This is a genomic window from Pseudomonas sp. 5Ae-yellow (assembly GCF_014077575.1).
Classification (GTDB): domain Bacteria; phylum Pseudomonadota; class Gammaproteobacteria; order Pseudomonadales; family Pseudomonadaceae; genus Halopseudomonas; species Halopseudomonas neustonica.
Genome location: NZ_JACGWE010000001.1, coordinates 101,547 through 128,127 on the forward strand (window position 1 = coordinate 101,547; position 26,581 = coordinate 128,127).

The window sequence follows — 26,581 nt, forward strand, 5'->3', positions numbered from 1 at the left end:
TCAGCTGACCCTGTTGTCGTTGTTTTGCGTGTCAGCCGAGGCCGTCAGACCGGCAACAACTTCATCCATACCCGCACTGCGCGAGCCCTTGACCAGTACCTGAGTACTGATATCCAGTCGCCCTTTGAGCGACTCGACTAATTCATCCTTGCTGGCGAATAGCTCGCCGCGCTCACCAAAAGCCTCGACCGCCAACGCAGAAAGCCGGCCAACCGCATAGAGCCCATCCAGTCCTTTCTCTAATGCGTACTCGCCTACCTCGGCATGGCTGGACTCAGCCCAGTCGCCCAGCTCGCCCATATCGCCCAGCACCAGAATCCGGGTGCCCTGCAAGCCAGCCAGCAGATCAATAGCGGCCTTCACTGAGGCAGGATTGGCGTTGTAGCTGTCATCAATGACTTGTGCTCCAGCCACACCAGCACAGCAGTTGCCGCGACCGGCGACCGGCGCCAGGTCGGCGAGTCCATTGCTCACGCATTCCAGCGAAACACCCGCCGCCAATGCAGCGCCCGCTGCGGCAAGCGCGTTGGCGACGTTATGCTGACCGCGCAGCTGCAATGAAACCTGCACTTCACCGGCAGGCGATTGCAGCTTGAATGAAGGGCATCCCTTGCTATCGATTTCAATCTGTTCAGCGCGCAGTTGGGCCGTCGGATTTTTCAGACTGAAAGCACAGCAAGTGCGCTTGCTACCCAGCAACTGATACCACTGCTCAAACCAGGGGCTGTCCAGGTTGAGGATGGCCTGGCCACCATCAGGTAACTCACTGACGATTTCACCTTTCGCCTTGGCGATACCTTCCGGGCTGCCGAAGCGCCCCACATGTGCCATCTCGGCGTTGGTCAGCACGCTGATATGCGGCTTTGCCAACCCCATGGTGTAAGCAATATCACCAGCAGCAGCAGCACCCATTTCGACAACCGCATACTGATTCGTTTTCTGTAAACGCAAGAGCGTCAGAGGCACGCCCAGTTCATTGTTCAGGTTACCCTCAGTGGCCAATACACTGCCGGCATGGCGCAGGATGGCTGCCAGCATTTCCTTGACGGTGGTTTTGCCGCTGGATCCGGTAATCGCGATGATCTTGCCCTTAAAGCCATCACGCACCAGCGCGGCGAGCTGACCCAGCGCCAGCTGGCAATCGTGGACCAGCAGCTGAGGCAGTTCATCATCAACCAGGTATTCAACCATCGCAGCAGCAGCGCCCTGCTCGCGTGCCTGAGCCACGTAGTCATGACCGTTCACGCGGCTACCCGGCAACGCGACAAACAAACCTCCGGGCTGCACCGCACGAGCATCAATACTGACGCTGTCAAAGTGGGTATCCACACCGTTCATGGTCGCCGCAAGCGGCTTCAATAGTTCCGAAAGGCGAATTGCTTCAAGCATGTTGCGCCTCCCATTGCAGAAGCGCCTGACGCGCATGTTCTATATCGCTGAAGGGATGACGCACGCCTTCAATCTCCTGGTAAGTTTCATGCCCTTTGCCGGCGAGCAGAATGACATCGCCGACGCCTGCCTTGGTGATCGTTGCAAGGATCGCCTCAGCACGGTTGGGTATGACGGTGGCAGAGCCACTGCGTTCCATACCCTGGCAAATTTGCTTAATAATCTGTTGTGCCGACTCACTACGCGGGTTGTCGCTGGTCACCACGATTTCATCAGCGCGCGCTTCAGCCACCTTGGCCATCAGCGGGCGCTTGCCTTTATCGCGATCACCGCCGCAACCAAATACGCAAATAACCCGACCGCTGGCATGTTCATGCAACGCAGCCAACGCTTTGTCGAGCGCGTCCGGGGTGTGCGCATAATCGACCACCACCAGAGGCATCTCGCCGCCGCCCAAACGCTGCATCCGGCCCGCCGGTGGCTGCAGCTGAGCAGCCAACTCGAGCACCTGCGGCAGCGCAATACGCAAGGCGTATAAGCTTGAAATTACGGCGAGCAGGTTGCTCAAATTAAACCGGCCCAGCAACGCACTGCGTAACTGAAAACGCTGCCCCTGAGCATGCAACGTGGCGCTTACGCCATCAGTGCCGTACTGGACATCGCTGCAGTAAAAGATGGCGCTGGCGTCTTCCAGGCTATAGCTGATTACCGGCGAGCTGCATTGCGCTGCCAACTCACGCCCAAACCGGTCGTCAATATTGATTACGGCAGCCTGCAGAGGACGCTTGAACAACAGCGCCTTGGCGGCGCCGTACGCCTGCATATCACCGTGATAATCGAGGTGATCGCGGCTTAGATTGGTAAAGACCGCAACGGCGAAATCCACTGCGGCAACACGCCCTTGATCCAGCGCATGGGAAGACACTTCGACAGCCACGTGGCTGGCGCCTTGCGCGTGCAAACGTGCCAACTGAGCCTGCATCAGCAAAGCGTCGGGCGTCGTCATGCCGTGTTCGGAAAGTTGCCCAAGCATGCCGCTACCCAGAGTGCCAATCACACCGCAAGGCTTGGCAGCCATATCGAGGGCTTGAGCAAGCATTTGGCTAACACTGGTTTTGCCATTGGTGCCGGTTATACCGATCACCTGCAATTGCTTACTGGGTTGCTGATAAAAAAGCCCGGCCAGTTCGGATAGCTTTTGCTGCAACTCGGGAACTGCAATCGCGCAGACTGAAAGAGGAGCTATCTCGTACTCGGCAGGCTCGTAAGCAACTGCGACGGCTCCTGACGCAACGGCCTGATCGATATAAGCACGACCATCCTGCTGTAATCCCGGAACGGCAAGAAACAGATCGCCAGGGCGAACGCGACGACTATCCATCGTCATGCCGCTGATCTCGAGATCAGGCGTCACTTGAGCCGGAAATAACTGAGCCAGTTTCATCCGCGCGCGCCCTCCTCTGGCAAAGGCGGCAACTCAACCTGCTGCGTATCGCTGAGATTATCCGGAGCAACATTCATCAATCGCAGTGCGTTGGACATCAAGCCGCTAAACACCGGAGCGGCAACCAGACCGCCGTAGTAGCCGCCATTGCTGGGCTCATCAACAACCACAGCGATGGCGATACGCGGATTGGTACTTGGGCCAAAGCCTGCGAAAACAGAACGGTAGGCGTCGTCCTGATAACCCTTGTTTGATGTGCTCGCCTTGCGCGATGTACCACTTTTGCCAGACACGTGGTAACCGGGCACCCGCGCACGATAGACGCCGCCATCACCTTCAATCACGTTTTGCAGCATGCCCTGCACAGTCTTGACTGCGCCCTCCGGCAGAACCTGCTCGGACGCGGGCTGTTCATCTACTCGCAGTAATGACATGGGCACCTTGCGCCCATCATTGGCCAGTATCGAATAGGCCTGTGCCAACTGCACAGCTGTTACCGACAAGCCATAGCCATAAGAGAGTGCGGCGGTTTCGACCGTACGCCACTCGCGATAGCTAGGCAGCTTACCTACCCGCTCGCCAGGAAAACCAAGACCGGTATATTCGCCAAGCCCTACACTATGCATGGCGTCATAAATAGGCTGACCACCAATATCAAGTGCCACCTTGCTCATGCCGACATTACTGGACTTCAACAAAATACCGCTCAGGTCCAGCACGCCGCCAGGGGCTCGCGATACATCACGAATGGTATAGCGCCCAATACGCAGGGTTCCGGGATACACGTTAACCTTGTCGCTCGGTTTCCAGCGGCCGGTAGCCAGAGCGGCAGTCATGGAGATCGGCTTCATGGTCGAGCCAGGCTCGAACACATCGATCAGTGCGCGATTTCGCATCATGCCGGGCTGCAGGTTGGCGCGATTGTTGGGGTTGTAGGTTGGATGATTGACCATCGCCAACACTTCGCCGGTACGCACATCCAGCATCACGATAGAACCGGCTTTGGCATCAAATTCCTGCAGTGCTTCGCGCAATTGACGGTGCGCCAGATACTGCAAACGCAGATCAATTGACAGCTTCAGATCATTACCAGGGCGGGCATTACTAACAACCTGCACATCCTTAATCAGTCGGCCACGACGATCCTGCAGCACTTGCCGCTTCCCGGGTACACCTTGCAGCCACTGGTCATAGGCCAATTCCAAGCCTTCCTGGCCTTTTTCATCCAAATTGGTAAAGCCAACCAAATGTGCTGCAACCTCGCCCGCAGGATAAAAACGGCGATACTCTTCGATGCTGTACACACCATGCACCTGCAACGCCATGACGGCTTCACCATCCAGCGGTGTCATGCGGCGACGCAAATAGATGAATTCTTTATCTGCGTTGGCTTTGAGTCGATCGTTAAAGGTGGAGAGGTCTGTACCCAGAGCACGGGCCAGGTCCGGCCAATGCGCTTCCTGGTCGATCAACTGCGAAGGGTTTGCCCAGATAGTCAAAACGGGTGTGCTGACAGCCAAAGGCTCGCCATTGCGATCGGTAATCTGTCCGCGGTGCGCAGGAATAGGCACATGGCGCACGCTGCGCTTGTCACCCTGGCTTTTGAGGAAACCCTCATCCAGCACGTGCAGCTCGACAATGCGCCAGGACACAGCCACACAGCACAAGCCAAGCAGCGCGATCACCAGACGAAAACGCCAGGGATACAGACTGCCATTGGGCTTGAAGCCGAATTTCTTCATGGCTGCACCAAAATGACGTCGCTCGGCTCTGGCACATGCATGCCCAGTTGCTCGGTCGCGATACGCTCAATGCGGCTATAGGCCGTCCAGGTGCTTTGCTCAAGCACCAGGCGTCCCCATTCGGCTTGCGCCTTTTCTCGTACTTCTATTTCCGCTGCCATCTCGTTCAGAAGCAAACGGCTCCAGTGAGCGCTATAAGAAACCGCCAAAGCAGTGATCACCACCAGCACACCCACCAGCAGCAGCCAGCCGCTGCCCGCCGGCAGATGCCGTTGTGATTTGATCATTTGCTCTGGCGCGGTCATTAGCGCTTCTCCGCGATACGCAGTACAGCGCTGCGAGAACGAGGGTTTGCCGCAATTTCTGCAGCAGTAGGCTTGATCGCCTTACCAACCAGATTGACCGACACCGGAATATCGATATCACGGATAGGCAGGTCGCGCGGCAGCGGTGCGCCCTTGGCCTCGCGGCGCATGAACTGCTTAACCAGACGATCTTCCAGCGAATGAAAGCTGATCACCACCAAGCGGCCACCCGGAGCAAGGCACTCCAGAGCCGCGCGCAAACCGTCAGCCAAATCGTCCAGCTCACGATTGATAAAAATCCGGATACCCTGGAAAGCGCGCGTAGCAGGATGCTTGCCTTTCTCCCACGCGGGATTGGCTTCCTTTAATACCGCAGCGAGATCACCTGTGCGGGTAAAAGCCTGCTGCTCACGGCGCGTAACAACGGCGCGAGCCATGCGTTTGGAGAAACGCTCTTCACCGTATTCTTTCAATACAGTGGCAATGTCGCTTTCGCTGGCACTGTTGACCCAATCCGCTGCGCTTTGGCCCATACCCGGATTCATACGCATATCCAACGGGCCGTCATGCAAGAAGCTAAAGCCGCGTTCGGGGTCATCCAACTGCGGCGACGACACCCCAAGATCCAGCAGTACGCCATCGACCTTACCGTGCAAACCCTTGTCCTTGAGCTCTTGCGCCATATCGGCAAATGAGCGCTGCACAACGACAAAGCGGCCGTCTATGGCCGCTAGTTCATTCCCTGCCCGGATGGCTTCCGGATCTTTATCGAAGGCGATCAGGCGCCCTCCCGGCGCCAGCCCCGATAGCAGCGCGCGACTGTGCCCGCCGCGCCCGAAAGTACCGTCGATATAAAGCCCGTCCGGTTTAATGGCGAGCCCTTCCAGCGCTTCATTCAGCAGAACGCTGACATGCTGGTAATTGGATTGCGCGTTCATAGGCTCAAGGAATGCAGTTCCACCGGTAATTCACCGGTGTCCTGCGATTCGTCCAAGTAGGCACTGGTGGTGGCCGTCCAGGCCTCTTCACTCCAGAGCTCAAATTTATTGATTTGCCCGACCAGCATGACTTTCTTGTCTAGCCCGGCGTGCTCGCGCAACAGCGGCGGAATAACAAAGCGGCCGTTATTATCCAGCTCCAGATCATTAGCATTACCAATCAGCAGGCGCTGGAGCCGCTTTACCGCAGGATTCATGTTCGGCGCAGAGCGCAGCTGCGCCTCAACCGCCTCCCACTCCTGCAAGGGATAAATCCAAAGACAACGTTCTTCCAGTGCAATAGTCGCCACCAACTGACCGCCACAGGACTCCACCAAGCGGTCGCGATAGCGCGCAGGCATCGCGAGTCGCCCTTTGGCGTCCAGATTGATGGCGTTGGATCCACGAAACACGCTGTTTACCTTCCCCTTTGGTGAATTGACGCTCTACGCCAATAATTCCCACTTTTATCCACTTCATGCCACTTTTGCACACTATAGAAATGCGCGGATACACCGTCAAGCACGCAATTGCGGGAAAAAGCCTTGTAGAGCAGGGGTTTAGCGCAAAAAGGAAGGAATTCACCTGCAAACAACATAAGGGATAGGGGGTAAAGCAGATTCAAAGCAAGCAGATCCACTCGCAACTTAAAGTGGTTTATGAAGAGTAAGATCTTTTTGATCTAAAAGAGAGGGGAGTCACAACAAGAAGAAAAATAAGAGTTGGCCTATAAGCCGGGTTCTGTCGAGAACAGTCATTCCTCTGGGATTGCCATCACTGACAACCTCAAGCAACCTACCCGAATCCAGTGCGGGCCACACCAATGGATTCCTATTTGGTCTTGCTCCGAGTGGGGTTTACCACGCCACAGACTGTTACCAGCTGCGCGGTGCGCTCTTACCGCACCTTTTCACCCTTACCGGCGCTTACGCGCTTAGGCGGTTTGCTCTCTGCTGCACTTTCCGTAGGCTCACGCCTCCCAGGCGTTACCTGGCACTCTGCCCTATGGAGCCCGGACTTTCCTCCCTGCCGACGCCTTGCGGTGCCAACACAGCGACTGTCCAGCCAACTCTTGGCGGCAAGGTTAGCCGCCTTCGACCCACAGAGCAAGGAGAAACGACTTCACGCAGGCCTGATCACGCGTTCTTGGTACCGCGATCAAGAGCCAGTTGGTATAGCTGATTCTTGCGCTCACCGGTAATTTGCGCCGCCAGCCGTGCCGCCTGCTTAACCGGCAACTCTTGCAACAGCGCATCCAGCACACGCAAGGTTTCGCCTGAAACCTCCTCAGACTCAGCCACCGACGCCCCCTCCACCACCAACACGCACTCACCCCGCTGCTGATCGCTATCACCGCGAACCCAGTCAGCCAGCTCAGCGATCGGTGCCGAGCGCAACGTCTCAAAGGTTTTCGTCAGCTCTCGGGCCAATACAACACGACGCTCGGCACCGAGGATTTCACACATATCATCCAGGCACTCCAGCAGCCGATGGGGTGCTTCATATACCATCCAGGTGCGCGACTCATCGGCGAGCGCCTGCAAGCGCTGGCGGCGCCCGTGTGACTTGGCTGGCAAAAAACCCTCGAACGCGAAGCGGTCGGAGGGCAACCCTGCCGCACTAAGGGCCGCAATCAGCGCACAGGCGCCAGGGAGGGGAGAAACCCGTACGCCCGCTTCTCGCGCTTGCCTTACCAAGTGGTAACCGGGATCAGAAATAAGCGGCGTACCCGCGTCCGAGATCAGCGCCAGGTCGTCACCAGCCAGCAATCGAGCCACTAATCGCTCGCCCTTGTCACGTTCATTATGGTCGTGACAGGCCGTCATGGGTGTACCTATACCAAAGTGCTGCATCAGCCGTGCACTGTGACGGGTATCCTCGGCGGCGATCAAGGCAACCGAGCGCAGCACCTCAAGCGCTCTAGGCGAAATGTCCTGTAGATTGCCGATTGGCGTCGCAACCACAAAGAGCGTACCTGTAACGGTTGTCATAAATACCCCTAATAATAAACTGTGATGCATTGTACAGGAGCGACAACCACCGCTGCGATTGCCTGGAGATTGGCTGGTCCCTTGGTTACAATGCACGCATTGATTATCTCAAGGGAAGCGCTCTAGCTGCGTCCCTCCGCGCAAGGACACCTCTGCATGCCCCGCACTCTTCGCCTGACCGCGCTCGCCGCTGCCTTTTCCTGGCTAGTGGTCGGCTGTACCACCCAGCCCACCAATCTGGACGACCTGCCCAGAACACCGCGAGCCTCTGTCGACCAACTGCTGAAAGATGCCAAGAATGAGGTTGGTCCGCAGGCAGAACTCATGCGTCTTTACGCTGCGCAGACGGCCATGCAAACCAATGATCCCGAGCGCACCAAACGCATACTAGAGCAGATCCCGCAGAGCAAGCTACCTACCGACCAGCAGATCCGCTTCAGCGAATTACAGGCGCAAAGCGCATTGGCGCTCGGCGACAAAAACGGCGCGCTGCGTGCTATCCAGCACCCTTCACTGCAGCAGATTGATAGCCGCCCACTGGAAGAGCAGTTGCGGATCCAGCAACTGCGCGCCGACATCTACGATGCCAACGACAGGCCAGTAGAGGGGGCCCGCGAGCGGGTCTTTATTAACAGCCTGCTAGCCGCTGAAGCACAGACAGAGAACCAGCAAGCCATATGGGATAGCCTGAACGGTGCTCGCACTACGCAGCTGCAGGCGGCAGCCAAAGATGCGACCGGGGAGTTTGCCGGCTGGGTTCAACTGGCCTTGATCAATCGGCAGAACAACAACCTTGGCATGCAGATTCAGGCCCTGCAGGCTTGGCGCGAAGCCTATGCCAACCATCCAGCCAATCAGAACCTGCCAAAAGCGATCGCTCAAATTCAGGAGCTAAAAGCCAACAGGCCAACGCATATTGGCCTGTTACTGCCCTTCAGCGGGCCGCTCGCCGGCGTCGCACAGGCATTAAAAGATGGCTTTCTTGCCGCCCAATTCCAGGCTCAAACCCAAGGCATCGAACAACCCGAAGTGACCCTGTATGACAGTACCCAGTATGCCGACCCACTACAGGCCCTGAACCAGGCCAAGTCAGAGGGCGTTCAATGGGTCATTGGGCCACTGGAAAAAGACAAGGTTGCCTACCTGGCCAGTCAGCCCAATCTGCCACTCCCCGTTCTGTCACTGAATTACAGTGAACAACCAAGCACCGAGGGGCTCGATTTGTTTCAATTCGGCCTGGCGCCGGAAGACGAGGCTCGCTCCGCGGCTACGCGCGCATGGGATGACGGCTTTCGCCGGATGGCCACTCTGTCCACCAATGACGACTGGAGTCAGCGCGCTAATAACGCTTTCAAACAACAGTGGGAAGCAATGGGTGGCGAGATAATTGGTCAGGAAATTGTTGACCAACCAGCCACAGTCGCCAACCAGATGGGCGAGCTGCTGAAAATCCGCCAAAGCGAACGTCGAGCCAGTAGCATTCAACGACTGCTGCGCTACGTCAAAGCCCTGCCCACTCCGCGCCAGGATCTAGACGCGCTATTCCTGGCCGCCACACCACTGCAAGCCAGGCAAATCAAACCAACACTTGCGTTTCAGTACGCTGCCAGCCTGCCGGTATACGCAACATCGCATTCATATACGGTTGACCCAAGCGGCAGCCAGAACACTGACCTGGACGGACTGCTAGTCGCCGAAACCCCGTGGCTACTTGAGCACGACGACCCGTTGTATCAGAGCGTCACCTCCAACTGGCCACAAGCAGCGGGCCCACTAGGGCGAATTTACGCCATGGGCATAGACGCTCAGCGGGTATTCAACCGCCTACCGCAGATGCGTCAATATCCAGAAACCCGCATCGATGGTGCTACCGGGCTGCTATCACTAACTCAAGACGGTCGTATTCAACGCGATCTTGCCTGGGGTCAAATCCAGGACGGACTGCTCCAACCGGCGGTCGTTGAACGTGACTTCTAATGTTGCGCTTCACAGCCAAGCAACGCACAGGCAATCAAGCCGAAGCCCTGGCTGAACAAATCATGCGGCGTGCGGGTCTAAAATGTCTCGCGCGCAATTACCGATGCAAGCAAGGCGAGCTTGATCTGGTCATGCGCGACGGGGATACAGTAGTATTTGTCGAAGTACGTTACCGGCGGCAAAACCGCTGGGGCGGCGCAGCAGAGAGTGTTAACCAGACAAAGCAGCAACGCGTCATACTAGCTGCCCAGCACTTCCTGCTGAACCACCCGAAATTGGTCAACCGTCCCTGCCGCTTCGATGTTATTGCCGCCGAAGGCAATCCCGCGGATCCAGCTGCCTACAACTGGATCCGAGAGGCTTTCACTTGCTAGCGAGTTCCCCTATGGATATGCAACACAGAATTAAACAGCTCTTTACTGACAGCATTGAAACCAAGACACGCGCCATGGATGTACTCGGGCCGAGTATTGAGCAGGGTAGCCAGGCAATGGTTAACGCGCTGCTCAATGAAGGCAAGATACTGACCTGCGGCAACGGCGGCTCAGCAGGAGATGCTCAACACTTTTCTTCAGAACTGCTAAATCGCTTTGAACGTGAGCGTCCGAGCCTGCCAGCAATCGCGCTGACAACGGATGCATCCACTATCACTTCGATAGCCAACGATTACAGCTACGAAGAAGTATTTTCCAAGCAAATCAGAGCCTTGGGGCAGCCTGGCGACATACTACTGGCCATCTCTACCAGCGGCAATTCGGCCAATGTGATGCAAGCCATCCAGGCCGCACATGATCGCGAAATGCTGGTTGTCGCCCTGACCGGACGAGACGGCGGCGCAATGGCGTCTCTACTTCTCCCAGAAGACGTTGAAATCCGTGTACCAGCCCGCTCTACTGCCCGCATTCAGGAAGTGCATCTACTCGCCATTCATTGCCTATGCGACCTTATCGATCGACAACTGTTTGGGAGCGAGGAATGATAAGACTAGCTACCGTAGCCCTGCTAATCACTTTGACTGGCTGCACCAGCGTGCTGACCGCGGCGCGTGACACACCGATCAAAGACAATCGCGGCACCCGCACACTGGGTAGCAGCATTGATGATCAGCTTATCGAAACCAAGGTGTCGGTTAACGTCAACAAGGCCCACCCGGATATCGAGAGCCAGGGTCGGATCTCCGTAACCAGCTACAACGCGGTTGTCTTGCTAGCGGGCCAACTACCTCGGCAGGAGCTCATTGCAGTCGCCGGAGAGGCAGCCAAGAACACGCAGAAAGTCAAAGTCGTACACAACGAGCTGACTGCCTCCCCCCCGCTCTCTTTACTTGCGCTTAACCAGGACGCTCTGATTACCACCAACCTGAAAACACGCATGCTGACCGCTGGCAATATCCCCGGAAGCCGCATAAAGGTCGTAACAGTAGCCGGAGTGGTGTACCTGATGGGCCTGGTAACACAAAACGAAGCCTCGCTTGCCGTAGCCCAAGCTCAGCAAATAGGCGGCGTACAGCGCATTGTGAAGCTCTTTGAATATATCGACTGATTGCCGATAGTTTCAGAGCAAAAAAAAGCGCCACTTCCATACCGGAGTGGCGCTTTTTTCTTGCTCACAAGACGTTAAATATAACTCAAACAATGAACTCTACTTAACGACCTTAAGCGACGGACGACCGCCTTCAGGCTTACTTGGCGGCTTGCTATCAAGGCCTGCATCGTCGCCTGGAGGCGGCGTTACCGGCTCAACTTCAAACACCATGCCCTGACCATTCTCACGAGCATAGATCGCCATGACTGCATCAGCAGGAATCCACACCTGCTGCGCAACACCACCAAAGCGACCATCAAAACAGATACGCTCGTTATCCATATGTAACTCGCGCACTGCACTGGGCGACAAATTCAGCACTATCTGCCCATCTTCAACAAAACCTTCGGGTACCGCAGTGCCGGGAAAACCAGCATTTACTAACAGATACGGCGTGCAATTATTATCCAGAATCCATTCATACAGCGCTCGAATCAGGTAGGGGCGACTGGAATTCATATCCGTCATGCCTTACTCCTTTGGTTGCATAGAATGAGTTACTGCATTTCCTTCTCTGCAGCGGACAGGCTCGCAATAAACCCTTCGCGCTTGAAAACGCGGTCCATGTAATCCTGAAGCGGCTTTGCCTGCTTCGGCAATTCAACACCCAACTCCGGCAAACGCCAGAGAATTGGAGCAATACAGCAATCAACCAAACCAAACTCTTCGCTCATAAAGAACGGCATCTCGGCGAACACAGGAGCAACGCCTGTCAGGCTTTCACGCAACTCTTTACGAGCCTTGGTTACAGCGGCAGGTGCACTCTTGGCATCGACGATAATGTCGACCAGGCGACACCAGTCCCGCTGCACGCGATACATCAGCAAGCGGCTATTGGCACGCGCAACCGGGTAAACCGGCAGTAGCGGCGGATGCGGGAAACGCTCGTCCAGGTACTCCATCATGATATTGGGCTCATAAAGCACCAAATCACGATCAAGCAACGTAGGAACACTGTTGTAAGGGTTGGTTTCAGCCAGCTCTTGGGGGTGATTATCAGGCTCAACATCCACCACATCGACAGTGACGCCCTTCTCTGCCAGCACGATTCGTACACGGTGGCAGTAGTGGTCACGTGGATCGGAGAAAAAAGCCATAGAGGAACGCTTGTTGGCGGTAACGCCCATAAATCAACCCTCATCCTTTAGCGGACTGCGGCAAGCACACTGAATGCAGCATGAAACTCAAGAAAACGCAGGCCTCTGCCCACGCAAACGAAAGACTATTATACCCTAGAAACAAGTGCGCGCCCCAAAGGGCGCGCACCGATAGTTAGCAAATACCGACAATCAATGAACGTCGCGCCAGTACTCACGCTTCAACAGGTAGGCAAACACGAACAGGAAGGCCAGATAAAGCAGAACGTAAACACCAATGCGCTGACGCTCCAACTTGACCGGATCTGCCGAGTAAGCAAGGAAAGTAACCAGGTTACGCACCGTGGTATCAAACTCTTCTTCGCTCTGGGTGCCGGTATCCGGAACCACTGTCAGCACATCACACTGCTCTTCCTTCATGATGTCACCGGTAAGGGTATCACGCATTACCTTACCATCATGATTCTTAACCGGCATCGCCTTACATCCGACAACCTGACGGCCTTGAAGCTCAGCCATCACATTAGGCATGCCCACGTTGGGGAATGTCGTGTTGTTGACCCCCAGTGGACGCGCGGAATCCTCATAGAAAGTCCGTAGGTAGGTGTAAAGCCAGTCGACACCGCGCACACGGGCAACCAGAGTCAGGTCGGGTGGCGCAGCACCAAACCAGGTCTTGCCGTCATCGTGACGCATGCCATTTTTCATATGCTCACCGATCAAAGTACCCTCGGTAAACACGACATTGTCCAGCATCAGCTGCTCAGGGATACCAAGATCATTGGCAACCCTCTCATAGCGCTGATACTGAGCCGAATGGCAACCCATGCAGTAGTTAGCAAAGGTACGCAGACCATCCTGCATAGCGGCCTTGTCTGTCAGGTCGATATTCGCTTCATCAAGCGCTACCGCGGGACCACCAGCAGCCATAGAGACCGCCGGCACAAGCGCAAAAAACAGAGCAATTAATTGTTTTTTCATTAGCCAGTAACCCTCTCCGGAACCGGTTTGGTCTTCTCCATGCTCGTATAGAACGGCATCAGGATGAAGAACGCGAAGTACAGTACGGTGCAGACTTGCGACAGCTTGGTCAGTGCGGGAGTTGAAGGCACAGCGCCCAGAATCCCGAGAACCACGAACACAATGCAGAACAAGAACAGCGCAAGCTTGCTCATCCAACCCTTGTAGCGGATTGAACGAACCGGACTACGGTCCAACCAGGGCAAAACAAAGAGCACTGCAATAGCCGCACCCATGGCAACCACACCCGGGAAAGCCGAACCCGCAATCGAGGGCACCGCACGCAAAATCGCGTAGAAGGGCGTGAAATACCAGACAGGCGCAATATGGTTTGGTGTCTTCAGCTGGTTGGCAATCTCGAAGTTAGGCTTCTCCAGGAAGTAACCACCCATTTCTGGCGCAAAGAAAACAATCGAGCAGAAGACAAACAGGAAGACCACCACACCTACGATATCCTTCACGGTGTAGTACGGATGGAAAGCAATACCATCGAGTGGCTTGCCGTTTTCATCCTTGAACTTCTTGATATCAACGCCGTCCGGGTTGTTGGAACCCACTTCGTGCAAGGCAATGATGTGCAACACAACCAAGCCAAGCAAAACAACCGGCAAAGCCACAACGTGCAAGGCAAAAAAGCGGTTGAGGGTAATACCAGAGATCAGGAAGTCACCACGCACCCACTGGGCCAGATCAGGACCAATAAAGGGAATGGCGCCAAACAGCGAAATAATAACCTGAGCACCCCAGTACGACATCTGCCCCCAGGGCAACAGGTAACCCATAAAGGCTTCACCCATCAACACCAGGTAGATCATCATACCGAACAGCCAAATCAGCTCACGCGGCTTCTGATAAGAGCCGTACATGATACCGCGCAGCATGTGCAGGTAAACCACCACAAAAAACGCAGAAGCGCCGGTGGAGTGCAGGTAGCGAAGCAACCAGCCGTATTTCACATCACGCATGATGTACTCGACTGACGCAAAGGCACCGCTCGCCGAGGGCTCATAACTCATGGTCAACCAGATACCGGTAACCAACTGGTTAACCAGCACCAGCATCGCTAGAGAGCCGAAGAAGTAGAAGAAGTTGAAGTTCTTGGGCGCATAGTACTTGGTCAGGTGATCTTCCATCACCCGGGTGACGGACATCCGCGCATTGACCCACTGCATCAATTTATTCATCAGGCGCTCTCCTGCCCCACGCCGACAACAATAATGTCATCAGATTCGTAGGAGTAAGGCGGAACCGGCAGATTCAACGGCGCAGGCTGGCCCTTGAAAACTCGACCGGACATGTCGTAATGAGAACCGTGACAAGGACAGAAATAACCGCCTTTCCAGTCAGCACCCATCTCGGCAGAAGCCACTTCAGGCTTGAACAATGGCGAGCAGCCCAAGTGTGTGCACACACCCATGACCACCAACAACTCAGGCTTGATAGCCCGTGTCTTACCATCAACGTAGCTTGGCTGACTGGAGGCTTCGGATTGCGGATCGGCCACCTCTGAGTCGGTATCGTCCAGCAGCGCTAACGCTTCAGGCGTGCGGTGAGAGACGAATACCGGCTGACCGCGCCACTCAACCACGATCTGCTGGCCCAGCTCGATCTTGCTGATATTCACTTTCACCGGCGCACCCGCCGCTTTGGCTCTGGCGCTCGGGAACCAAGATCCCACAAAGGGGACTGCTACCCCTGCTGCTCCGGCGGCACCTACCACACTAGTAGCGGCCACCAGGAAGCGACGCCGGCCATTATTCACGCCGTCATTACTCATCCAGTCGTCTCCCATCAGCTAATTTCAGACCTTTTCCAAGGACTTTTTTCAAGTTTTATACAGCCTGCACAAAATGAACCTGATGGTAATGAAAAACCCCTTTTTTGACAAGGTGATATCCACTTCCAAGGCTAGTAGACACTATACCTAAAGCCACTCCATACAACTGCCACAGATAGCATAGTTCATTGCGACACCTTGCCGCAGACACAAAAACGCCCGGCACTCCCCTAGGGAGGCCGGGCGTTTTAAGCGCCAAAGACTGATTAACGCTTGGAGTACTGAGGACGCTTACGTGCTTTCCGCAGACCCACTTTCTTACGCTCAACTTCACGCGCATCACGCGTTACGTAGCCCGCTTTACGCAGTTCGCCACGCAGAGTCTCATCATAATCCATCAGTGCACGGGTGATACCGTGACGGATAGCACCGGCTTGACCGGAAATACCACCACCACTAACGGTGACGAAAACATCGAACTTTTCAGTGTTTTCTGTCAGTTCAAGCGGCTGACGCACGATCATGCGAGCAGTTTCGCGACCGAAGAACACATCGATGCTACGGTTGTTGATAGAAATATTGCCAGAACCCGGACGCAGGAATACGCGAGCGGTGGCGGTTTTACGACGGCCGGTGCCGTAGTTCTGTGTCGCCGACATAGTGAACTCCTGTTAGATCTTCAGTTCTTGGGGTTGTTGTGCGGTATGCGGATGAACAGATCCTGCGTAGACCTTCATCTTGCGATACATGGCACGACCCAGTGGGTTCTTCGGCAACATACCTTTCACGGCGCTTTCAATAACACGCTCAGGAGCACGCTGAATCAGCTTCTCGAAGTTGATCGACTTGATGCCGCCCGGGAAACCGGAGTGGCTGTAGTAGATCTTGTCCTGAGTTTTGTTACCGGTCACATGCACTTTTTCTGCATTGATAACTACGATGTAGTCACCGGTATCAACGTGCGGGGTGTATTCGGGCTTGTGCTTACCGCGCAGACGTGAAGCAATCTCGGTAGCAAGACGACCCAGGGTCAGACCATTGGCGTCTACAACATACCAATCACGTTTTACGGTTTCAGTTTTTGCGCTGAAGGTTTTCATTAATCCTAGCCTCAGAGGCCGCTCTAATAATAAGAGGGCGAATCTTACAGAATGAAATGTGTTTTTACAAGACAACAAAGCCTAGTACAGACACTCAGTGGGGGCTGCGTGGGTCTGGGTGGCATCTGCGCTGTAAACAACAACGACAGGCTAGGCATCCTGTCGAAAGTGGCGGGCATTATGCCAAGGCGTTGAAAAAATACAACCTTTATTTGAATTGATGGTCAATAATGGGCCACATCATTCCGGCAACCAAGGAGCTCGTCATGCAATACCGCCCCCTCGGCCGCACCAACCTGAAAGTCAGCGCTTTGTGCCTAGGCACCATGACCTGGGGTGAACAGAACACCCAGGCGGACGCATTCGCGCAAATCGATCGCGCACGCGACTCTGGAGTCAATTTCATTGATACCGCCGAAATGTACCCGGTACCACCAAAGGCTGAAACCTATAGTGCTACCGAGAGCATCATAGGCAACTTTTTCAAGCAACGCGGCGAACGCGAGAAGTGGATCCTGGCCAGCAAAATAGCCGGCCCAGGTAACGGCATGAACTATTTGCGTAATGGCCGCACTCGCTTTACTCAGGAACACATCGAGAGCGCGGTGGACGCTAGCCTGCAGCGCTTACAAACCGACTACATCGACCTGTATCAGCTGCATTGGCCCGACCGCAGCACCAACTTCTTTGGTCAACTGGGCTATCAGCACAACCCGGACGATGAGCTGACGCCTTTTGAAGACACGCTTGAAGCGCTGGACAAGCAGGTTAAAGCAGGCAAGATCCGCCATATTGGTCTTTCTAACGAAACCCCTTGGGGCGTGAGCCGCTTTTTGCAGTTAGCCGACGCGCGCGGCTGGCCGCGGGTCGCTTCCGTGCAAAACCCCTACAACCTGCTGAACCGCACCTACGAGATCGGATTGGCCGAGATGTCGTTGCGCGAGCAGTGTGGCCTTCTCGCCTACTCGCCACTGGCCTTTGGCGCACTGACTGGTAAATACCTCAACGGCCTCAAACCGGAAAAGGGCCGCCTGACGCTGTTCACCCGCTTCAACCGCTACAGCAACCCGCAAGCGCAAAAAGCCTGCGCCCGCTACGTGCAGCTAGCGCGTGACCATGGCTTGGACCCAGCTCAAATGGCGCTTGCCTTCGTCACTCGGCAACCCTTCGTCACCAGCAACATTATTGGTGCCACCAACATGGATCAGCTCAACCGTAACTTGAGCAGCGTCAACATGGGCCTGACTGACAGCGTCTTGCAGGCGATTGCCGAGATCCACCAGAGCCAGCCCAACCCTGCCCCCTGAACAAAGCGCCAGGCAAAAACCCCACCTCACAGCGTGGCTGCCTATAGGCAGCCACGCTTGACCCCTAATTGCAGACCAGCGAGACTGCCAGACAAGACGACATTTCAGCCACTATTGGCCGATCCAGCACACAAAGATAATAATCATGCTCACGCAAACCTCTTCCCTGCCCCCTTTGCAGGAGGTTGCAATACTCGCTACCAACCTGACCATCGCCTCTACCGTCATGCAGGCTAAAGACTTCTTTTATATGGCCAGCCTGAACGACGGCCGGCAACGCGGCATCGGCCTGCAGCCGAGCTTCCAAACCCTGATCGTGACCGCAGATGATCAGCCAGCAAACAGTTTCAGTCAGGACCCTTTGCCCGCTCAAGCACGAATAGACCAGGTGGAGCCTCAGCTAATCATCCTGCCGGCATTCTGGGGCGATTTTGACCAACTGACTGCGCAATATCCTCAAGTGCTCCCCTGGCTGCGTGAAGCACACAGCAAGGGTGCCGTAATCGGCGCCGTTGCCAACGGAGCCTATTGGGCCGCCGCAGCGGGCCTGCTTGACCAAAAAGAAGCAACTACCTACTGGCGCTATCAAGACGACTTCAGCGCGCGCTTCCCCCGCGTTGACCTACAGCGGGACAAACACCTTACGGATGCGGGCAGCATCCTGTGTGCCGCTGGCATAGACTCGGGGCGGGATTTATTTGTTCATCTGGCAGAGAGACTATGCGGGGCTGGCGTTGCACAAACGGTGGCCCGGGACGTGTTCTACGAGGTGCAGCGCAGCTATAGTCTTGGCGTGATCGGGTTTGGCGGGCAAAAAATGCATCATGACCCGGCCATCCTGCAGATTCAGCAATGGCTGGAAAGTCATTTTGCCGACAAGTTTCGCTTTGAGGACCTGGCCAGCCGTCACGGCATGAGCATCCGCAACTTTATGCGCCGATTCCAGCAGGCAACGGGAGACAAACCCTTGCAGTACCTGCAGCGAATGCGCATCGAGATTGCCAAAAGCAAGCTCAGCACCAGCCAGCTCAGCATCAAGACCATCAGCTATGAAGTGGGCTATGACGACGCGAGCTTTTTCGCCAGGCTATTTCGCCAGCACACCAACCAGTCACCCAACCAATACCGCCGGCAGTACCAGCGGCAGATTACCGAGTAATCAGGGCTTGTGCGCGCGCGCCAGGAACTCGTGGGATTGCATTTCCAGCAGACGGCTCAAGGTACGCTGAAATTCAAACTCCAGCCTTCCACCGGTATACAGGTCTTTGAGTGCTACCTCAGCTGAAATGATCAGTTTGACGTTGCGGTCGTAGAACTCATCTACCAAGTTAATGAAGCGTCGCGCCATGTCGTTCTTGCTGACATCCATCTGCTCAACGTTGGCAATGAGTACCGCATGAAAGATACGGCCGAGCTCGATGTAGTCATTCTGGCTGCGCGGCCCATCGCAGAGATCGCGAAACTCGAACCAGGCAACATCTTCACAGACGCGCACCGATTTTATCCCCCGATTCTCGATAATCAATTCTTCGCCTTCGACCACCTCATCCATATCCGGAACCAGGCTGTCGAAGCTGCGCTGCAAGCTGTTATTCGCTTCACAATCCAGCGGCCAGTGGTACAGCTCCGCCTGCTCCAGCGCACGCAGACGGTAGTCAACGCCGTTATCCACATTGACTACCTCTGTCCGAGAGTTCAGCAGAGCGATAGCAGGCAGGAAGCGCGCGCGCTGCAGACCATCCTTGTACAACCCATCCGGCACGATATTGGATGTAGCAACCAGGGTCACGCCCTGAGCAAACAGCTCTTCCATCAAACTGCCCAGAATCATCGCATCGGTAATATCGGAAACGAAAAACTCGTCGAAGCAAATCACCTTTGCCTCTTCCGCAAACTGAGCAGCAACCAGCTTCAGCGGATCCTTTTTACCCTTCATCGCCCGCAACTCCTGGTGCACCCTCTGCATAAAACGATGAAAGTGCGTGCGCATCTTGCGCTTAAAAGGAAGAGCGTCAAAAAAAGTATCGACTAGATAAGTCTTGCCGCGACCGACGCCACCCCAGAAGTAAATACCTTTAACCGGCTCCGGCTTTTTGCCGCGCAGCCTACCGAGCAGTCCAGGCTTGGCGTGCTCGTTGGCGACCAGCTCCTCGAACAGGCGCTGCAAATGACGCACTGCCTTTTCCTGGGCTGGATCATGAAAAAAGTCCGGACGCTGGAGGTCCGCCTTGTAACGCTCAAGGGGAGACATACGCTGTTACCAAAAGGGGGTTCGACGGGTGCGATACTCTACTCGGACGCCACCACCTTGGCAATCGAGCTCCCTGCCTGCATGCGGCTCTGGAGCGCGCAGAGCGCCAAGAATCCTGGCGCCCGACACGCTAGATAAACCGCCCTGAAAGGCATACGGCCATCACTGCCGACTAGTTCAACCGGTAGGTCGCATACAAATAAACAACAAAAACTCAGCTCAGAGCCTCTTCAACTGCCGTTTTAAGCGGCACTAACTGGCCATGAAAGAAGTGGCCGGTGTCGGCAAAGCGCACCACCGTAGAATCGGCTTCATCGGCGAAGGCTTCATATACCGACTGCGGTGCAACGACGTCATCTGCCTCACCCATCATCACGATTGCTGCGCCGCCGAGCGGCTTTAGGTCGCCAAAACGCTGCTTTTCAACAGAGGGTGCGACCAACACCAGGCGCTCTGGCCACGCGGGCAACTCACTGGCCGCCGCAGCAGCGACATAACCACCAAAGGAGAAACCCATCAACCACAACTGGTCCATCTGCAATTCGGCACGTGCCCAGGCAATCACAGCAAGGCAATCCTGAACCTCGCCCACACCATAGTCATGCTCTCCCGCGCTCCGCCCCACCCCGCGGAAGTTGAAGCGCAGCGTGCTAGCTCCCATATCGCGGGCCGTGCGCATCAGGGTATGCACCACCTTGTTTTGCATGGTGCCGCCCTGCACCGGATTGGGGTGACAGATAATCGCAACCAGACCTGCGCGGTCTCCTGTCGTAACAACGGCTTCAATTGGGCCAGCGGGCCCTTCGATAACAACCTGCTCTTCACCCGGACGACTCATGGGTTTCTCCGTGACTGCTGCTGCATGAATGGCGTCGTAGACGTGGAACTGCCAGCACAGCCAGCACTCCAATCTGATATTCTGACCTTTGCTCGTTGAGCCTGGCAAGAAGAAGCGCCAAGCCAACTTGCTAGTGCCAGACAGGTCTGATGTTCGCACCGGAAACAACAGTGCCGACATAGACACTAGCCTTGGCGATGAAATGTCGTTACCGTAAGCCTAAGCTACTGGGGCAAGAGCATCATTATTGTCCGGAAGCACCAACCGAAAGTGAGGGACCCAAGGTGGAAGCAAGCGAGAACTTGTGGATAGCAGCAGCCATTGCCCTGGCAGTGGGAATCATAGTCGGTGTCGTACTGGCGCGCGTATCTCGTCGCATCAGTGGCGGCAGCTCATCTAGCTCCCAGGCTCAACTGGAAAGCCTGCAGCTGCGTTTTGAAGAATATCAGCAGGAAGTCGCTGCACACTTCAAAACCACAGCCAATCTGGCTGGACGCATGAATCGCAGCTACCAGGACATACAGGAGCACCTGACCCACGGCGCTCTGGAACTGGCACCCGACGACATGACACGTCAACGTCTATTAGCGGCACTCGATCAGGACGCCCCGATCGCACCCAGCAGCCGCAAGCCAAGCGAAAGCGCCTTCGACAGCTTGGAGCCGCCACGCGATTATGCTCCCAAGGATGCCGGCGGCCCCGGCACCTTGTCTGAAGACTACGGCATCAAGCGCAAGCCTTGAGCCAATCCGCCCGCGTGAACGTCTGAGCGCGGGCACCTCACCCCATGCCACCTATGCCCTCAACCCAGCCCCCATTCCTGACACTACCCAAAGACCCGTCGGACATCTTACGTATTTCCGGCGACTGGACTCTTAAACACTACGCGGAACTGCGCACGCTGATCGGGCAAATACCGGAAAAGCAGCGGCAGAACTTTACCCAAGTGGATATGAGTCAATTGGCAGGACTGGACACAGCGGGCGGCCAGCTGCTGGCTGAGCTGCTCGGGGCAGAACAGCTCAAGCAGGTCAGCGACAACAGTCCCGACATGGCACGCGAGCGCCGCACCCTTTTGCAGCGTATCGCCAGTAGCTGTCCTGAAAGCACCGATAACCAAAAAACCGAACCTGGGCTGATAATTGCTCTTCTAGAGCAAATCGGCGTATCCATGCTTGGCTTTTATGCCCACCTGATCGACTTGCTTGGTTTTATCGGGCTGACGTTAAGCGCGCTCGCTCGAAATTTGGTGCGCCCGGGCAATTGGCGGATTACCGCTATCGTTGCGCAGATTGAGCAGACGGCCTTCAATGCCATTCCCATAGTGGCGCTGCTCACCTTTATGGTGGGCGCTGTCATTGCCTTTCTGGGCGCCACCGTTCTTGAGTCCTTTGGGGCCAGCATTTATACCGTTGACCTGATTGCCTTTTCTTTTTTGCGCGAGTTCGGCGTATTGCTGACAGCCATTTTGATGGCTGGTCGCACCGCCAGCGCCTTTACTGCGCAGATCGGCTCGATGAAAGCCAATGAAGAGATAGATGCGATTCGAGCGCTAGGACTCAATCCGCTGGAAATCCTGGTACTGCCTCGTGTTCTGGCGCTAATGGTAGCCATGCCCGTACTGACCTTTATTGCCATGCTCTCAGGTCTATTCGGTGGCGCTATGGTCTGCGCCTTGTCGCTGGATATATCGCCCACCATGTATATCAGCATGCTGCATCAGAATGTTGAGGTTAGGCATTTCTTGCTGGGTATCGCCAAGGCACCCATCTTTGCCTTTTTGATTGCGGTGATCGGCTGCATGGAAGGCTTCAAGGTCAGCGGCAGCGCTGAGTCAGTCGGCGAACATACGACCTCCAGCGTAGTGCAATGCATTTTTGTGGTCATCCTGGTTGATGCTCTGGCGGCGCTGTTTTACATGGAGATGGGCTGGTGAGCGAAAAAACTGATAAACAGCAGCAGCCACTGGTCTCCGTGCGCGGGCTTGTTAACCGCTTTGGCAGCCAAACGATTCATGACCAGCTGGATCTCGATATCTTTCCGCGCGAAATTATCGGCGTGGTGGGTGGCTCCGGCACCGGCAAATCGGTACTGCTGCGCTCCATAGTCGGCCTGCGCCGCCCTACCGGTGGCTCTGTCAAGGTGTTTGGCAAGGAGCTGGAAAACCTGTCAACCGAGCAGCGCTCAGAAATGGAAAGGCGCTTTGGCGTGCTTTTTCAGGGCGGCGCGCTGTTCTCATCGCTGACCGTACTGGAAAACATCGCGCTACCGCTGATCGAGCATGCCGGGCTTAGCCGCGACGATGCCGAGCATCTGGCAAAGATGAAAGTAGCGCTGACCGGCTTGCCTCCCGAAGCAGGCGATAAATATCCCTCAATGCTGTCTGGCGGCATGGTCAAACGCGCCGCATTGGCACGTGCGCTGGCGCTCGACCCCGACATTCTGTTTCTCGACGAGCCCACAGCAGGCCTTGACCCCATTGGTGCAGCAGCCTTTGATCAATTGATCGCGACCCTGCGCGACGCACTGGGTTTGAGTGTTTTTCTGGTTACCCATGACCTCGACACCCTCTACGCCATCTGTGACCGCGTTGCGGTACTATCGCAAAAGCGCGTGCTGGTGGCTGACGACCTGCAGACCGTCAGCAACACCGACAATGAATGGATTCAAGCTTACTTTCATGGCCCCAGAGGCCGCGCCGCATCAGGTCAACACGCCCTCAACCCGGAGCCTAACTAGATCATGGAAACCCGTGCCCATCACGTGCTGATCGGTTTTTTCACAGTGCTTTCAGCACTGGCAGCCATCAGTTTTGCTATCTGGATGAGCAGCTCCAGCACCAGCAGCGAGTACCGCTACTACACCGTACTCTTCAAGCAGGCGGTGACCGGCCTCTCGCGCGGCAGCGCGGTGCAATTCAGCGGCATCCGTATTGGCGACATCACCGAGCTCACACTCGACAAGGAAGACCCACGCAAGGTGCGCGCACGCATCCGCATCGATCCCAGCGTGCCGATCAAGGAAAGTACTGTTGCCAGTCTGTCGTTCACCGGCATCACCGGCAACTCGGTCATCGAGCTCAGCCATGACGACCCAAGCAGCCCGCCCTTGCAAAGCAAGAACGGCGAAGATCCGGTGATTTACGCCAAACCCTCGCCCTTTGCCAGCCTGCTTGCGAACGGCGAAGATCTGATGACCAATATCAACAAGTTGATCATCAATGCGCGCGACATCTTCTCGGAAGAAAACGTACAGCATCTCAGCCAGACGCTGGAGGGTCTGCATCAGGCTACTGACAGCATCAGCAACCCGGATGGCAACCTGCAGCAACTCCTGGTCGAGCTGAAAGAGACCAGCCGTGCGGCGAAGGCGGCGCTGGAACAAAGCAATACACTGATTGCCAATGCCGATCGGCTGGTAACCAACCAGGGCGCGCAAACGCTCAGTAGCGCTGAAGAGGCTATGGCATCAGTCGCCAAGTCCAGCGCCACACTCGAGCAGATACTGGTCGACAACCAGGCCTCTTTTTCCAGCGGCATGCAGGGCTTGGGGCAGCTTGATCCTGCCATCAATGAGCTACGCTCAACCCTCTCCGAGCTGCGCCTGCTAACCCGTCGACTACAGGATGACCCTGCCCGCTTTTTGCTTGGGCGCGATAACAAACAGGAGTTTCAACCATGATCCAGCGTCGCGTTGTGCAGATTGGCGCCGCCCTGCTGGCACTCAGCCTGGCGAGCGCCTGCTCGGTACTGCCAGAATCGGCCCCGACTACGTTCTACCAACTGCCCACACCGCAGCTGGAGCCTAATCAAGCGCAACCAATGCAGCTGTCATTGCGCATCACCACGCCAGATGCCAGCTATGCCTTGCAAACACCGCGCATCATGGTTAGCCCTGATGAAAACACCATCAATAGCTATGAAGGTGCACGCTGGAGCGACCCCAACACCGCGCTCATGCGCGAGCATCTGATCCAGGCATTTCAGCAGGACGGCAGCTTTCGCACAGTCAGCAACGAAAGCCATGCGCTGCAATCAGACGTCCACCTGTACAGCGACCTGCGTCAATTTCAGACACGCTACGTTGATGGTGTACCGGAGATAGCCGTTACGCTGGATGCCAAGCTGGTAGACCCCACCACCCGTCAGGTCATCGCCGCAAGGCACTTTCAACTGACACGCGAACTTGATAACCCTGAGGTACCCGCAGTGGTAGCAGGCCTGGGCGCAGCGTCAGACGAGCTGGCACGCGAGCTGATTAGCTGGAGCCGCAGCAGCCTGGCAAAAATGGATGCGGTTCGCCTTCAGCAACCTGAATAGACGCTTATGAACTTCTCCGCCAAGCCTGCCGAGCGTTGGACGCGACGCATGATAAGCGTAATAAACCCGGTGCCCAGCAACCAAGCGCGCTTGTAACGGTTATCATCCTCTGGGTTAACGCACCTTTCCCGGAGTAACCGTGAGCCTTTTTTCCCTCGTCAGCATTCTGATAACGCTCGCGGCGGTATCAAGCTACTTCAATTATCGGTACATCAAATTGCCGACAACCATCGGCGTCATGCTGGTGGCACTGGTTGCATCGCTGACATTGATCATTATCGGCCCTTACGCCGACGGGTTGCGCGAGCAGGCGGCAACTCTGGTGTCACAAATCGACTTTGACCAGGTCGTACTACACGGCATGCTGGCGTTCCTGCTGTTTGCTGCAGCGATTCATGTGGATGCCAAAAGCCTGCATCAGGAATGGCTACCCATTTCCCTGCTCGCGGTTTGCGGCACGCTGATATCAACTTGCATTGTTGGCGCCCTCACTTGGCTGATGCTGGATTTGCTGGGGCTGGGCATTCCAATCCTGCATGCCCTATTGTTTGGTGCACTGATATCGCCGACTGATCCAATCGCTGTCGGCGCCATCATGAAATCCGTTGGCGCATCGCGGCAGCTCGATGCTCAGGTAGCCGGCGAGTCACTGTTCAACGACGGCCTCGGCGTCGTCGCCTTCATGATTTTGCTGCACCTCTCCGGGCTGGATGGCGCCGGTGCAGATGGCATCACCACTCAATCGTCACTGGATGTCACTGCCATTGGGTTAGTACTACTCAAGGAAATAGGCGGTGCACTGGTACTGGCGCTAGCGGCGGGTTTGGTCACGCATGAGATGCTCAGACGCGTCGACAACTACCAAGTAGGCGTGCTGATCACCCTCGCCCTGGCGATGGGACTCTATGCCTTGGCGGATGCCTTGCACCTGTCAGCCCCCATCGCCGTTGTAGTAACCGGGCTGTTCCTGAGTAATCGCGGACGATCATCTGCGATGACACACAAGACGCGCGAGCACATTGGCGCGTTCTGGGAGCTGATCGATGAGATTCTGAACGTCGTGCTTTTTATGCTGATCGGACTGGAACTGCTGGTGATGCCGTTTGAACGCGGCTGGTTATTAGCCGGCGCCTTGGCGATACCTATCGTGCTGGCAGCACGCTGGCTGTGCGTAGCCGGCATCATCGGCCCACTCAGCTGGATGACGAAACAATCAAAAGGTGCCATAACCATTCTCACTTGGGCGGGGCTGCGCGGGGGGATCTCGGTGGCAATGGCGCTATCCATTCCGGAAAGTGGCTCCCGCAGTCTGATCCTGACCCTGACCTACTGCGTGGTGGTGTTCTCGATTATCGTCCAAGGGTTGACCGTTGGCCGGGTGATCCGCAGAAGTAGCGGATCGACCTCGGCGTCCGAGACCCGACAAGAGGACTGATACCGTTATGGGCATGTCCGCTGTCAGC

At 55.9% G+C, this 26,581-nt stretch carries 28 protein-coding genes and 1 other RNA gene; 12 read left to right on the forward strand and 17 right to left on the reverse strand.

Annotated features, from left to right (window positions below):
* The 8 genes from murF to rsmI form a co-directional block, all read right to left on the reverse strand.
* Nucleotides 1-1,389: a UDP-N-acetylmuramoyl-tripeptide--D-alanyl-D-alanine ligase gene (gene murF, locus H4J77_RS00485; protein WP_182246558.1), complete on the reverse strand. Its 1,389-nt coding sequence runs from the start codon at nt 1,387-1,389 to the stop codon at nt 1-3.
* The gene (locus tag H4J77_RS00490) at nt 1,382-2,833 is read right to left on the reverse strand and encodes a UDP-N-acetylmuramoyl-L-alanyl-D-glutamate--2,6-diaminopimelate ligase (RefSeq protein WP_182246560.1); all 1,452 of its coding nucleotides are present in this window, start codon (nt 2,831-2,833) and stop codon (nt 1,382-1,384) included. Before H4J77_RS00490 ends, murF begins: the two co-directional genes overlap by 8 nt.
* On the reverse strand, nt 2,830-4,575 hold the full coding sequence (locus H4J77_RS00495; RefSeq protein WP_182246562.1) for a penicillin-binding protein 2: 1,746 nt from the start codon (nt 4,573-4,575) through the stop codon (nt 2,830-2,832). The genes H4J77_RS00490 and H4J77_RS00495 overlap by 4 nt, the downstream gene beginning before the upstream one ends.
* Nucleotides 4,572-4,862 (reverse strand): cell division protein FtsL, encoded by a 291-nt coding sequence (ftsL, locus tag H4J77_RS00500; RefSeq protein WP_123890470.1) that lies wholly within the window; start codon nt 4,860-4,862, stop codon nt 4,572-4,574. Before ftsL ends, H4J77_RS00495 begins: the two co-directional genes overlap by 4 nt.
* A 17-nt stretch (nt 4,863-4,879) precedes the next feature.
* On the reverse strand, nt 4,880-5,818 hold the full coding sequence (gene rsmH, locus H4J77_RS00505) for a 16S rRNA (cytosine(1402)-N(4))-methyltransferase RsmH (RefSeq protein WP_123890425.1): 939 nt from the start codon (nt 5,816-5,818) through the stop codon (nt 4,880-4,882).
* Complete coding sequence (gene mraZ / locus H4J77_RS00510; protein ID WP_123890423.1) at nt 5,815-6,270, reverse strand: division/cell wall cluster transcriptional repressor MraZ; 456 nt, start codon at nt 6,268-6,270, stop codon at nt 5,815-5,817. Before mraZ ends, rsmH begins: the two co-directional genes overlap by 4 nt.
* Before the next feature lie 301 nt (nt 6,271-6,571).
* Nucleotides 6,572-6,930, reverse strand: an RNA gene (rnpB, locus tag H4J77_RS00515) — RNase P RNA component class A.
* Nucleotides 6,931-6,993: 63 nt separating this feature from the next.
* Nucleotides 6,994-7,848 carry a 16S rRNA (cytidine(1402)-2'-O)-methyltransferase gene (gene rsmI, locus H4J77_RS00520; RefSeq protein ID WP_220469191.1) on the reverse strand — a complete coding sequence of 285 codons (855 nt, stop codon included), beginning with the start codon at nt 7,846-7,848 and terminating at the stop codon, nt 6,994-6,996.
* Nucleotides 7,849-8,004: 156 nt separating this feature from the next.
* Here rsmI and H4J77_RS00525 point away from each other — a divergent pair, with 156 nt between their 5' ends.
* From H4J77_RS00525 to H4J77_RS00540, 4 genes are read left to right on the forward strand one after another with little or no spacing between them, the layout of a single operon-like run.
* Nucleotides 8,005-9,825, forward strand: a complete 1,821-nt coding sequence (locus tag H4J77_RS00525) for a penicillin-binding protein activator (RefSeq protein WP_182246567.1) — start codon at nt 8,005-8,007, stop codon at nt 9,823-9,825.
* Complete coding sequence (locus H4J77_RS00530) at nt 9,825-10,199, forward strand: YraN family protein (protein WP_123890418.1); 375 nt, start codon at nt 9,825-9,827, stop codon at nt 10,197-10,199. The genes H4J77_RS00525 and H4J77_RS00530 overlap by 1 nt, the downstream gene beginning before the upstream one ends.
* An 11-nt stretch (nt 10,200-10,210) precedes the next feature.
* Entirely contained in the window at nt 10,211-10,804 is a 594-nt protein-coding gene (locus tag H4J77_RS00535) for a phosphoheptose isomerase (RefSeq protein WP_123890416.1), read from the forward strand.
* The gene (locus H4J77_RS00540; protein ID WP_123890414.1) at nt 10,801-11,367 is read left to right on the forward strand and encodes a BON domain-containing protein; all 567 of its coding nucleotides are present in this window, start codon (nt 10,801-10,803) and stop codon (nt 11,365-11,367) included. The genes H4J77_RS00535 and H4J77_RS00540 overlap by 4 nt, the downstream gene beginning before the upstream one ends.
* A 99-nt stretch (nt 11,368-11,466) precedes the next feature.
* On the opposite strand, the gene H4J77_RS00545 is transcribed toward H4J77_RS00540, so the two are convergent.
* From H4J77_RS00545 to rplM, 7 genes are all read right to left on the reverse strand, one after another.
* Complete coding sequence (locus H4J77_RS00545; protein ID WP_123890469.1) at nt 11,467-11,868, reverse strand: ClpXP protease specificity-enhancing factor; 402 nt, start codon at nt 11,866-11,868, stop codon at nt 11,467-11,469.
* A gap of 38 nt (nt 11,869-11,906) precedes the next feature.
* Nucleotides 11,907-12,536 carry a glutathione S-transferase N-terminal domain-containing protein gene (locus H4J77_RS00550; RefSeq protein WP_123890412.1) on the reverse strand — a complete coding sequence of 210 codons (630 nt, stop codon included), beginning with the start codon at nt 12,534-12,536 and terminating at the stop codon, nt 11,907-11,909.
* A gap of 162 nt (nt 12,537-12,698) precedes the next feature.
* Nucleotides 12,699-13,487: a cytochrome c1 gene (locus H4J77_RS00555; protein ID WP_123890410.1), complete on the reverse strand. Its 789-nt coding sequence runs from the start codon at nt 13,485-13,487 to the stop codon at nt 12,699-12,701.
* The gene (locus H4J77_RS00560; protein WP_182246569.1) at nt 13,487-14,710 is read right to left on the reverse strand and encodes a cytochrome bc complex cytochrome b subunit; all 1,224 of its coding nucleotides are present in this window, start codon (nt 14,708-14,710) and stop codon (nt 13,487-13,489) included. Before H4J77_RS00560 ends, H4J77_RS00555 begins: the two co-directional genes overlap by 1 nt.
* Entirely contained in the window at nt 14,710-15,303 is a 594-nt protein-coding gene (petA, locus tag H4J77_RS00565) for a ubiquinol-cytochrome c reductase iron-sulfur subunit (protein WP_123890406.1), read from the reverse strand. The genes H4J77_RS00560 and petA overlap by 1 nt, the downstream gene beginning before the upstream one ends.
* A gap of 266 nt (nt 15,304-15,569) precedes the next feature.
* Nucleotides 15,570-15,962: a 30S ribosomal protein S9 gene (rpsI, locus tag H4J77_RS00570; protein ID WP_123890404.1), complete on the reverse strand. Its 393-nt coding sequence runs from the start codon at nt 15,960-15,962 to the stop codon at nt 15,570-15,572.
* A gap of 12 nt (nt 15,963-15,974) precedes the next feature.
* Nucleotides 15,975-16,403, reverse strand: coding sequence for a 50S ribosomal protein L13 (gene rplM, locus H4J77_RS00575; protein ID WP_123890402.1), 429 nt, complete (start codon nt 16,401-16,403; stop codon nt 15,975-15,977).
* Between the two features lie 266 nt (nt 16,404-16,669).
* Here rplM and H4J77_RS00580 point away from each other — a divergent pair, with 266 nt between their 5' ends.
* On the forward strand, nt 16,670-17,710 hold the full coding sequence (locus H4J77_RS00580) for an NADP(H)-dependent aldo-keto reductase (protein ID WP_182246571.1): 1,041 nt from the start codon (nt 16,670-16,672) through the stop codon (nt 17,708-17,710).
* Between the two features lie 145 nt (nt 17,711-17,855).
* Nucleotides 17,856-18,869, forward strand: a complete 1,014-nt coding sequence (locus H4J77_RS00585; RefSeq protein ID WP_123890398.1) for a GlxA family transcriptional regulator — start codon at nt 17,856-17,858, stop codon at nt 18,867-18,869.
* Here H4J77_RS00585 and zapE read toward each other — a convergent pair whose 3' ends face one another.
* Both zapE and H4J77_RS00595 read right to left on the reverse strand, forming a co-directional pair.
* Entirely contained in the window at nt 18,870-19,961 is a 1,092-nt protein-coding gene (gene zapE / locus H4J77_RS00590; RefSeq protein WP_123890396.1) for a cell division protein ZapE, read from the reverse strand.
* Between the two features lie 214 nt (nt 19,962-20,175).
* Entirely contained in the window at nt 20,176-20,979 is an 804-nt protein-coding gene (locus tag H4J77_RS00595) for an alpha/beta hydrolase (protein ID WP_404940745.1), read from the reverse strand.
* 17 nt (nt 20,980-20,996) lie between these two features.
* Between H4J77_RS00595 and H4J77_RS00600 the strand changes: the two genes are divergently transcribed.
* The 6 genes from H4J77_RS00600 (at nt 20,997) to H4J77_RS00625 (ending at nt 26,553) form a co-directional block, all read left to right on the forward strand.
* The gene (locus H4J77_RS00600) at nt 20,997-21,542 is read left to right on the forward strand and encodes a YhcB family protein (RefSeq protein WP_220469192.1); all 546 of its coding nucleotides are present in this window, start codon (nt 20,997-20,999) and stop codon (nt 21,540-21,542) included.
* 53 nt (nt 21,543-21,595) lie between these two features.
* Nucleotides 21,596-22,735, forward strand: coding sequence for an ABC transporter permease (locus tag H4J77_RS00605; RefSeq protein WP_182246856.1), 1,140 nt, complete (start codon nt 21,596-21,598; stop codon nt 22,733-22,735).
* Complete coding sequence (locus H4J77_RS00610) at nt 22,732-23,538, forward strand: ABC transporter ATP-binding protein (RefSeq protein ID WP_182246573.1); 807 nt, start codon at nt 22,732-22,734, stop codon at nt 23,536-23,538. Before H4J77_RS00605 ends, H4J77_RS00610 begins: the two co-directional genes overlap by 4 nt.
* A gap of 3 nt (nt 23,539-23,541) precedes the next feature.
* A complete protein-coding gene (locus H4J77_RS00615) occupies nt 23,542-24,480 on the forward strand; it encodes an MlaD family protein (RefSeq protein WP_123890392.1) in 939 nt (312 codons plus the stop codon).
* Nucleotides 24,477-25,118, forward strand: a complete 642-nt coding sequence (locus H4J77_RS00620) for an ABC-type transport auxiliary lipoprotein family protein (RefSeq protein WP_182246575.1) — start codon at nt 24,477-24,479, stop codon at nt 25,116-25,118. Before H4J77_RS00615 ends, H4J77_RS00620 begins: the two co-directional genes overlap by 4 nt.
* A 139-nt stretch (nt 25,119-25,257) precedes the next feature.
* Complete coding sequence (locus H4J77_RS00625) at nt 25,258-26,553, forward strand: sodium:proton antiporter (protein ID WP_182246577.1); 1,296 nt, start codon at nt 25,258-25,260, stop codon at nt 26,551-26,553.
* Nucleotides 26,554-26,581: the final 28 nt, after the last annotated feature.

What these genes read in the sequence shown, in the direction of transcription:
- murF (WP_182246558.1), bottom strand. Translation starts at nt 1,389, where the DNA reads ATGCTTGAAGCAATTCGCCTTTCGGAACTATTGAAGCCGCTTGCGGCG.
- H4J77_RS00490 (WP_182246560.1), bottom strand. Translation starts at nt 2,833, where the DNA reads ATGAAACTGGCTCAGTTATTTCCGGCTCAAGTGACGCCTGATCTCGAG.
- H4J77_RS00495 (WP_182246562.1), bottom strand. Translation starts at nt 4,575, where the DNA reads ATGAAGAAATTCGGCTTCAAGCCCAATGGCAGTCTGTATCCCTGGCGT.
- ftsL (WP_123890470.1), bottom strand. Translation starts at nt 4,862, where the DNA reads ATGATCAAATCACAACGGCATCTGCCGGCGGGCAGCGGCTGGCTGCTG.
- rsmH (WP_123890425.1), bottom strand. Translation starts at nt 5,818, where the DNA reads ATGAACGCGCAATCCAATTACCAGCATGTCAGCGTTCTGCTGAATGAA.
- rsmI (WP_220469191.1), bottom strand. Translation starts at nt 7,848, where the DNA reads ATGACAACCGTTACAGGTACGCTCTTTGTGGTTGCGACGCCAATCGGC.
- H4J77_RS00525 (WP_182246567.1), top strand. Translation starts at nt 8,005, where the DNA reads ATGCCCCGCACTCTTCGCCTGACCGCGCTCGCCGCTGCCTTTTCCTGG.
- H4J77_RS00530 (WP_123890418.1), top strand. Translation starts at nt 9,825, where the DNA reads ATGTTGCGCTTCACAGCCAAGCAACGCACAGGCAATCAAGCCGAAGCC.
- H4J77_RS00535 (WP_123890416.1), top strand. Translation starts at nt 10,211, where the DNA reads ATGGATATGCAACACAGAATTAAACAGCTCTTTACTGACAGCATTGAA.
- H4J77_RS00540 (WP_123890414.1), top strand. Translation starts at nt 10,801, where the DNA reads ATGATAAGACTAGCTACCGTAGCCCTGCTAATCACTTTGACTGGCTGC.
- H4J77_RS00545 (WP_123890469.1), bottom strand. Translation starts at nt 11,868, where the DNA reads ATGAATTCCAGTCGCCCCTACCTGATTCGAGCGCTGTATGAATGGATT.
- H4J77_RS00550 (WP_123890412.1), bottom strand. Translation starts at nt 12,536, where the DNA reads ATGGGCGTTACCGCCAACAAGCGTTCCTCTATGGCTTTTTTCTCCGAT.
- H4J77_RS00555 (WP_123890410.1), bottom strand. Translation starts at nt 13,487, where the DNA reads ATGAAAAAACAATTAATTGCTCTGTTTTTTGCGCTTGTGCCGGCGGTC.
- H4J77_RS00560 (WP_182246569.1), bottom strand. Translation starts at nt 14,710, where the DNA reads ATGAATAAATTGATGCAGTGGGTCAATGCGCGGATGTCCGTCACCCGG.
- petA (WP_123890406.1), bottom strand. Translation starts at nt 15,303, where the DNA reads ATGAGTAATGACGGCGTGAATAATGGCCGGCGTCGCTTCCTGGTGGCC.
- rpsI (WP_123890404.1), bottom strand. Translation starts at nt 15,962, where the DNA reads ATGTCGGCGACACAGAACTACGGCACCGGCCGTCGTAAAACCGCCACC.
- rplM (WP_123890402.1), bottom strand. Translation starts at nt 16,403, where the DNA reads ATGAAAACCTTCAGCGCAAAAACTGAAACCGTAAAACGTGATTGGTAT.
- H4J77_RS00580 (WP_182246571.1), top strand. Translation starts at nt 16,670, where the DNA reads ATGCAATACCGCCCCCTCGGCCGCACCAACCTGAAAGTCAGCGCTTTG.
- H4J77_RS00585 (WP_123890398.1), top strand. Translation starts at nt 17,856, where the DNA reads ATGCTCACGCAAACCTCTTCCCTGCCCCCTTTGCAGGAGGTTGCAATA.
- zapE (WP_123890396.1), bottom strand. Translation starts at nt 19,961, where the DNA reads ATGTCTCCCCTTGAGCGTTACAAGGCGGACCTCCAGCGTCCGGACTTT.
- H4J77_RS00595 (WP_404940745.1), bottom strand. Translation starts at nt 20,979, where the DNA reads ATGTCGGCACTGTTGTTTCCGGTGCGAACATCAGACCTGTCTGGCACT.
- H4J77_RS00600 (WP_220469192.1), top strand. Translation starts at nt 20,997, where the DNA reads ATGAAATGTCGTTACCGTAAGCCTAAGCTACTGGGGCAAGAGCATCAT.
- H4J77_RS00605 (WP_182246856.1), top strand. Translation starts at nt 21,596, where the DNA reads ATGCCCTCAACCCAGCCCCCATTCCTGACACTACCCAAAGACCCGTCG.
- H4J77_RS00615 (WP_123890392.1), top strand. Translation starts at nt 23,542, where the DNA reads ATGGAAACCCGTGCCCATCACGTGCTGATCGGTTTTTTCACAGTGCTT.
- H4J77_RS00620 (WP_182246575.1), top strand. Translation starts at nt 24,477, where the DNA reads ATGATCCAGCGTCGCGTTGTGCAGATTGGCGCCGCCCTGCTGGCACTC.